The sequence below is a fragment of the Sphaerisporangium sp. NPDC088356 genome (assembly GCF_040685555.1).
In the GTDB taxonomy this organism is placed as follows: domain Bacteria; phylum Actinomycetota; class Actinomycetes; order Streptosporangiales; family Streptosporangiaceae; genus Sphaerisporangium.
This window is the reverse complement of sequence record NZ_JBFBIK010000267.1, coordinates 1-1,934: the sequence shown is the minus strand read 5'-3', so window position 1 is coordinate 1,934 and position 1,934 is coordinate 1. Positions and strand designations below refer to the sequence as shown.

The following is a 1,934-nucleotide window of genomic DNA, read 5'->3' as shown; positions in this document are numbered from 1 at the left end:
AGGATTACCGATGAAGCGGAGCGACCCCTCCTCCCGTCCTCGACGTACGGCGAGCAGGTGGCCGACTGTGGTGGCGGCCCTGCTGGTCGCGACGATCGGAGCTCAGCCGGCTGTCGCGGCACAGCGGTCCGCGCCGTCGGAGTCCACCGCGTCGGAGTCCACCGCGACGGTTGCCGCCGCCGCTGGGGACATCGATGGATTCACCGCGGGCAATGCCGCGGTCGCTTCGGTCGATCTCGCCGGGACGTGGAGTTTCACTCCGGCGGGCCGATCGACGACGTCGATCAAGGTGCCCGGAGGCGGCTGGTACAAGCAGGGCTTCACAGACGTGAACGAGGCCGTATACTCGCGCACCGTCGTGATACCGGACTCGGGTCAGCCCCAGTCGACATGGATCGAGTTCGGGGCGGTGAACCACCAGGCGACGCTATCGGTCGACGGCCGGGTGGTGGCGACCCAGACGACGGCGTTCACCCCGTCGAAGTTCGACATCAGCGCCTACGCGGCGCCCGGCACCACACACACGATCAGTGTGCAGGTGAAGGGACGCGGGGCATTGAGGGCGGCCGACGGCAAGTACCTGGTTCCCGTGGCGGCCGACTGGTCCGAGGCGATACCGCAGGGGATCTTCCGGTCGGCGTACCTGCGGGCATATCCGGCGGTGTATGTCAGCGACGCGTTCGTCCGCACCTCGGTGGCGGACCGCACCCTCAGCTACGACGTGTCGGTGACCAACTCCTCGGCCGCGACCAGAACGGTCACCCTGACCGGGTCGCTCGCGTCCGACGGCGCAGGCTCCTTCAACTACCCACAGCTGCCACAGCGAACCGTGACGGTGGCAGCCCGTTCGACGGCGAAGGTCACGGTGGGCCCCGTGGCGTGGAACCTCGGCACCACCTCCTACTGGTGGCCCAATGTGCCGTACCGGCCCGGATACCGGGCCCAACTGCACCGCCTCGCGATACACGCCGCCGCTGACGACGGCCGCACCAGTGATGCCACGTACCGGTTCGGGTTCCGGGAGAGCACGCAGAACGGCGAGTACTACTACCTCAACGGCATGCGAGTCAACTTCCGTGGCGACAGCCTGCAGGGCGCCGACTACGACCGGGTCAACAACGGCGGGAAGGGCGACGCGTACGACACCCTGCCCGGCTTTCTGCCACCGTCGCCCGGCAACGGCGGCTGGCCCCAGGCGGTGGACAACTACCAGCGCCTCAACTACAACGTGGTACGCATCCACATGGAACCGGCCAGCCCGTACATGCTCGACGTGGCCGACGAGATGGGCTTGATGATCATCGACGAGACCGCCATCCGCAGTGGTGCCCAGGACTTCGTGGCCGGACGCGACAACATGGTGGCCCACGCGCGTGCGCTGACCCTGCGGGACCGCAACCATCCGGCGGTGATCCGCTGGAGCCAGATCAACGAGCCCAGCTTCAACAACAACGACTCGCAGCAGTTCCAGCAGGACCTGTACGCGGCGATGAACGGCAACGACGGCACCCGGCCGATCAGCATCGACGCCGCTCCGGGCGCCGACTCGGCCAGCCGGTATCCGAACATGAACTACCCGAACTTCGCGATCTTCGCGCACTACCTGGACGGCACCGGCCGGTACGGCGAGGCCCTGAATCGCGTCCCCGGGCGGCCGGACGGCGAAGGCGAGTACATCTGGCCCGCCTGCAACACCAAGCAAGGCTTCACGTGGTTCGCCACGGCAACCCTTGCCAAGCGTGGCAAGGACGCTAGCGACCTGCGCCCGTACACGCTGCTGTCTGCCTGGGCCAGCGTGGTGCCCGGCGTGCGAACCACCGACTTCACCCCGGAGGAGGGCGGTCGCCCGGTCTACGGCGCGGACAACCTGACCGACCCGTGGAGCAACCCCCAGATCCAGCGCGTGCAGGCGGCGTTCAACCCGGTGGCCGCGG

At 68.1% G+C, this 1,934-nt stretch carries 1 protein-coding gene; it reads left to right on the top strand.

All coding sequences use genetic code 11. The features are described from left to right. Positions 1 to 67: 67 nt before the first annotated feature. A partial coding sequence (locus AB0O34_RS36775; RefSeq protein ID WP_363923628.1) for a glycoside hydrolase family 2 TIM barrel-domain containing protein occupies positions 68 to 1,934 on the top strand: 1,867 nt, incomplete at its 3' end.